The organism is Streptomyces sp. NPDC050388 (assembly GCF_040655635.1).
In the GTDB taxonomy this organism is placed as follows: Bacteria; Actinomycetota; Actinomycetes; order Streptomycetales; family Streptomycetaceae; genus Streptomyces.
This window is the reverse complement of the sequence record NZ_JBFAKH010000198.1, coordinates 1-4793: the sequence shown is the minus strand read 5'-3', so window position 1 is coordinate 4793 and position 4793 is coordinate 1. Positions and strand designations below refer to the sequence as shown.

Annotated in this window: 5 protein-coding genes and 2 pseudogenes; 3 read left to right on the top strand and 4 right to left on the bottom strand. The window is 68.0% G+C overall.

The features are described 5' to 3' along the window. Positions 1–173: 173 nt before the first annotated feature. The 3 genes from AB0I73_RS40420 to AB0I73_RS40410 all read right to left on the bottom strand — a co-directional run bounded on the left by AB0I73_RS40420 (position 174) and on the right by AB0I73_RS40410 (position 2241). On the bottom strand, positions 174–680 hold the full coding sequence (locus AB0I73_RS40420; protein WP_109383201.1) for an HNH endonuclease: 507 nt from the start codon (positions 678–680) through the stop codon (positions 174–176). Positions 681–877: 197 nt separating this feature from the next. Beyond that, entirely contained in the window at positions 878–1417 is a 540-nt protein-coding gene (locus tag AB0I73_RS40415) for a YbhB/YbcL family Raf kinase inhibitor-like protein (RefSeq protein ID WP_363045376.1), read from the bottom strand. A 41-nt stretch (positions 1418–1458) separates the two neighbouring features. After that, on the bottom strand, positions 1459–2241 hold the full coding sequence (locus AB0I73_RS40410) for a sporulation protein (RefSeq protein ID WP_363045375.1): 783 nt from the start codon (positions 2239–2241) through the stop codon (positions 1459–1461). Between the two features lie 163 nt (positions 2242–2404). Here AB0I73_RS40410 and AB0I73_RS40405 point away from each other — a divergent pair. Both AB0I73_RS40405 and AB0I73_RS40400 read left to right on the top strand, forming a co-directional pair. Continuing rightward, positions 2405–2656 (top strand): annotated as a pseudogene (locus AB0I73_RS40405) (DNA-3-methyladenine glycosylase); the annotation flags it as partial. A gap of 17 nt (positions 2657–2673) precedes the next feature. Continuing rightward, the gene (locus tag AB0I73_RS40400) at positions 2674–3285 is read left to right on the top strand and encodes a DNA-3-methyladenine glycosylase (RefSeq protein WP_363045374.1); all 612 of its coding nucleotides are present in this window, start codon (positions 2674–2676) and stop codon (positions 3283–3285) included. 314 nt (positions 3286–3599) lie between these two features. Here the strand turns inward: AB0I73_RS40400 and AB0I73_RS40395 are convergent, their stop codons facing one another. Further along, complete coding sequence (locus AB0I73_RS40395; RefSeq protein WP_363045373.1) at positions 3600–3863, bottom strand: hypothetical protein; 264 nt, start codon at positions 3861–3863, stop codon at positions 3600–3602. A gap of 224 nt (positions 3864–4087) precedes the next feature. Between AB0I73_RS40395 and AB0I73_RS40390 the strand changes: the two are divergent. Further along, a pseudogene (locus tag AB0I73_RS40390) lies at positions 4088–4375 on the top strand (3-methyladenine DNA glycosylase); the annotation flags it as partial. Positions 4376–4793 lie beyond the last annotated feature (418 nt).

The window sequence follows — 4793 nt, the reverse complement described above, 5'->3', positions numbered from 1 at the left end:
ACGGTGTCGTCCGCCTCGTACCACCAGGACGTCCAGTCCCGCGTCTCACCCTCGGGCGCGGAGTCCACCCACTCCTTCGTCGGGGACCTGCTCCATGCGAAGCTCCGCCGCGCGGGCGAGACCAGCCGTGAACAACCCGCAGCCGGGAACCCCAGGCCCCTACGGCGAAACCCTCACGCCGCGTCCAGCGCCAGCCAGTCCGGCAGTGCCTCAAGATCGTCCCTCGCCAGCGCGAGCAGCATCGCGTCCGCCGGCGTCGGTTCGAACGGCTGCCGCAGCAGCGGCATCCCCGCCTGCTCCGGAGTCCGGTTCGCCTTGCGGTGGTTGTCCTCCGCGCACGAGGCCACCGTGTTCAGCCAGGTGTCCTGCCCACCGTGCGACCGCGGCACCACGTGGTCGACGGTGGTGGCCCGCCGCCCGCAGTACGCGCACCGGTGCCGGTCCCGCACCAGCACGCCCCGCCTCGACCACGGCGCCCGTCTTCGGAACGGCACCCTGACGTATTGGCAGAGCCTGATCACCCGCGGCACCGGTATGTCCACCTCGGCTCCCCGCATCCGCAGCTCGGGGTGGGCCTGCTCGACGACCGCCTTGTCCTGGAGCACCAGAACGACGGCTCGGTTCAGCGTCACCGTCGACAGCGGCTCGAAGCTCGCGTTCAGCACCAGCGTGTCCCGCATACCAGCCCACCTCCCGTGTGCACCGGCCCACCCCTCGGCGGGCTGGGATCAACTCTGGCCGGGCACGCCGGGATGGACAACGCAATATCTGCTGCCTCAACGGGAGGCGACCCCGCGCCCCCGGCAACAAAAATGCCCGCCCCTGATCAATTCCAAGACCAGGGGCGGGCAAACGTTCCGTGAATGCTGGGATCGGCTCAGGAGCCGGCGGGCACCTCGTACTCACCGATCAGCTGGGCCCGCGCGAGCGTGTGGAACCGCAGGTTGAAGCCCACCACGGCAGGGGACGCGTCCGAGTCCGGACCGAGCTTCTCCTGATCCACGGCGTACACCGTGAACACATACCGGTGCGGCCCGTCCCCGGGGGGCGGCGCGGCCCCGCCGAAGTCCTTGGTGCCGTAGTCGTTGCGCGCCTGAATCGCGCCCTCGGGCAGCCCCTCGAACCCGCCACTGCCCGCGCCGGCCGGCAGCTCGGTCACCGAGGCCGGGATGTCGAACGCCACCCAGTGCCAGAACCCGCTGCCCGTCGGGGCATCCGGGTCGTAGCAGGTCACGGCGAAGCTCTTGGTCTCCGGCGGGAAGCCCGACCAGCGCAGCTGCGGCGACGTGTTGCCGCCCGCCTGCACCTGGGCGTCCCGGAGCGTCGCGCCCTCCTCGACGTCCTCGCTCGTCACCGTGAACGACGGCACGGGCGGGTGGAAGTCATGGGGGAGCGGACGCCGCTCGAGCTCGGTCACCTCGGTACCTCCTGATCGATTGCGTTCAGTCGGAGCCGAGCCTAGAACCAGTTGCGCTTGCTGCCGACCTCCGACAGCCACTGGTTGAGGTACGCCGCCCAGTCCGTGCCCTGGTAGTCGTGCAGCCCCATCTGGAACGACCGGAACGTGTCGCTGCCCTCGCTGAACAGACCGGGCTTCTTGTCCATCTCCAGCACGACGTCCATCGCCTGATCGTCGGCCACGAAGGTCAGCTCGACCTGGTGCAGCCCCCGGTACTGCTGCGGCGGGAAGAACTCGATCTCCTGGTAGAACGGCAGCCGCTGACGAGTCCCCCGGACATGTCCGCGCTCCATGTCCGCGCTCTTGAACCGGAAGCCCAACTGGATGAACGCGTCCAGGATCGCCTTCTGCGCCGGCAGCGGGTGCACGTTGATCGGGTCCAGGTCACCCGAGTCCACGGCCCGCGCGATCGCCAGCTCCGTGGTCACGCCGATGTTCATCCCGCGCAGCGACTGCCCGTCGATCATCGTGATCGGCGTCTCCCACGGGATCTCCAGCCCGAACGGCACCGCGTGCACCGCGCCCGCCTGGAGCTCGAAGGCGCCGCCGAGCCGCGACTTGGTGAACTCGATGTTCTGCTTGTACTCCTCGTCGCCGCTCTCCACCTCGACCTTGGCCTGCAACCCGACCGACAGACCTTCGATCTGCTGGTTCACGGACCCGCCCTGGATGCGCACCTCACCCTGGACGACCCCACCCGGAACGACGTTGTCCTCGTGCAGCACCGTCTCGACCGAAGCCCCGCCGGCTCCCAGGCTCGCGAGCAGCTTCTTGAACGCCATGTCTCTCCCCTTGTCGTCCTCTATCGCGTCGTTGCCGCGTGTGGACCTTTGATCCCTAACAACGCGATCCGGCCCCGGCCGGTTCCGTGTCCGTCACCCTTGCAAGCACGGCGTCCGGTGACCACCCCGTGGCAGCACCCCGGCAGGAGTACGCTCGGGCGCCATGATCGCGACCCTTGACCGTACGCCCCTGCCCAGGAGGTTCTTCGACCGCCCTGTCCTCGAGGTCGCTCCCGACCTGCTCGGTCGCATCGTCGTGCGCACCGCCCCGGACGGCCCGATCGCCCTCCGCCTGACCGAGGTCGAGGCCTACGACGGCTCCAACGACCCCGGTTCCCAGGCCTGTCGGGGGCGCACCGCCCGCAACGGCGTGATGCTCGGTCCCCCCGACCACTACGTTTACTTCACCCACGGCACGTCAAGTCGGTCAGCATGAACGTTGTGGATCTCGCTCACCCCGCTGAAGAAGTCGCCCCCAAGCTGCTCGGTGCCGTCCTCACCCACGAGGCTCCCGAGGGAACCGTGAGCATCACCATCACGGAGACCGAGGCATACTCCGGTACGGCCGACCCCGCCTCCCACGCCTACCGAGGCAGGACACCCCGCAACGCCGTCATGTTCGGGGTCGCGGGACACCTGTACGTCTACCGGTCTCACGGTCTCCACTGGTGCGCCAACATCGTCACCGGAACAGACGGCATCGCCTCGGCTGTCCTCATTCGCGCAGGCAGGGTCATCGAAGGGGAAGACCTGGCACGCAAGCGGCGAGGGACGAAGGTCGAGAGCCCACGCCTTGCGCGCGGTCCGGGGAACTTCTGCCAGGCGCTCGGCATCACGGCAGAGCACAACGGCACAGCCCTGCTGACGGGCGCCTCGGTCGTACTGTCCGAGGGCGAGCCGGTACCCGCCGGACTCATCAGGGTCGGCCCTCGGGTGGGCGTGAGCAGAGCCCATGACTGGCAGCACCGCTTCTACATCGCTGATGATCCGACGGTCTCGGCGTACCGGCTGAGCCCGAGAGCCAAGTCGGCCGGCGGAGCCTGAGCCGCTGTGCGCCGCGCCGGCGAGCCGGAGCGGCGCCGGGTCCGACGATGTGTGATCGCTCGCGAGCGTGGCGCGTGACGCGTTCCTGGCCGGTCGGGTGACCACCGCCAGGAGCACGGTCACCGTGCACAACGCCGAACAGCCAGCGGGAACACCATCGCGAACGAGGCGAACGATGCACAGACACGCCAAAAGCCCTTGTACCCGCTCCGGGTTGTGTGCTCATGCACTCCACGTCCACCGCCGCGCCGCCCGCCGAGGGCTTGGCCGTCAACTCGCAGTGAAGACACTCAGCCTCGAACGTCACGCATCGCTCAGGGGTTCCGGAAGGCGATCCGGTAGTGGTCCGAGTCGAACCCTCGGACTCCTCGACCTCTCGGCACCAGCTCGACGGGTTCGCAGGCCTGCCGGACAACCGTCCGTACGCAGTCGATCCGGTCGGGATCCTCGTAGTCCAACTCCTCCCACAGGTACTCGACGTCCCCCGGATCCACCCGCACCCGCTTCGCTGCCAGGTCTGCCGACCCGGTCCGGATCTTCGCCGGGTCGACCTCGCACCTGCCGACACCTGCACGCATGGTCGATGCGTCGGTGTCCCCTACGGCGAACATCTCGCCAGGACGGTACGCCTTTCGGATGTGGCCTCCTCGGCCAGTAGCCCGGCCTCGCGCTCTTCGTCCGCGGCATCCGTGGCCGGAGCCTGTGATGCGCCAGCCACCTGAGCAGATGTAGATCCTGTATCGCTCGTCTGCCGCGTTCTTCTTGCTCCACCCCTGCGTCACGAGGTCCCGGGACTTCGAGCAGTCGACTCTCAGCCCGCAACGACAAGGAACTGGCCAAAAGACCGGCCCGCCCGGCAGCAACCCCGGACGTGGACCGTTCCCCGGACGATACGGACGCCTGCACCTCCAAGGACACTCCGCTGAGGACGTTCGCCGGCACCGCGGTCCGCTCCGGCCAGGTACGCAACAACGGTCCGTGCCTCGGAGCCGCGGACGAGGGCACCGCACACCCCTGGCGCTTCTGAGCTGCCGACGACCCGACGGTGAGCCCGTACCGGGCTCGTGTCCCGAAGTGTCGGAGGAGTTGACTCGCCCCTGGAAGGCGCGTAACGTGGCCCGAGCCGCTGAACCGGGTACGGCAATCGCCTGCAGCCGGAGCGGCCAACCCACTACTCAAGATCGCCCCTCATCTCAGGGTCGAATTCGTCATGTTCGCATGCCTGAATTTCGAACCCGGAAGCCCGATTGTGAATCGGGCGAGGGAATCGGCTAACGTAGTGAATGTCGAAAGGCCGACAGGCGAAAGCCCTGAAGCTGACGGTACGTCCCGCCGACCGGGAATCAGGCCCGAAAGAGTCTGATAGAGTCGGAAACGCAAGACCGAAGGGAAGCGCCCGGAGGAAAACCCGACGAGGGTGAGTACGAAGGAAGCGTCCGTTCCTTGAGAACTCAACAGCGTGCCAAAAGTCAACGCCAGATATGTTGATACCCCGCCCATCCGGCTTC

Coding starts and splice junctions, on each gene's coding strand:
- AB0I73_RS40400 (WP_363045374.1), top strand. CDS start 2,674: ATGAACGTTGTGGATCTCGCTCACCCCGCTGAAGAAGTCGCCCCCAAG.
- AB0I73_RS40410 (WP_363045375.1), bottom strand. CDS start 2,241: ATGGCGTTCAAGAAGCTGCTCGCGAGCCTGGGAGCCGGCGGGGCTTCG.
- AB0I73_RS40395 (WP_363045373.1), bottom strand. CDS start 3,863: ATGCGTGCAGGTGTCGGCAGGTGCGAGGTCGACCCGGCGAAGATCCGG.
- AB0I73_RS40420 (WP_109383201.1), bottom strand. CDS start 680: ATGCGGGACACGCTGGTGCTGAACGCGAGCTTCGAGCCGCTGTCGACG.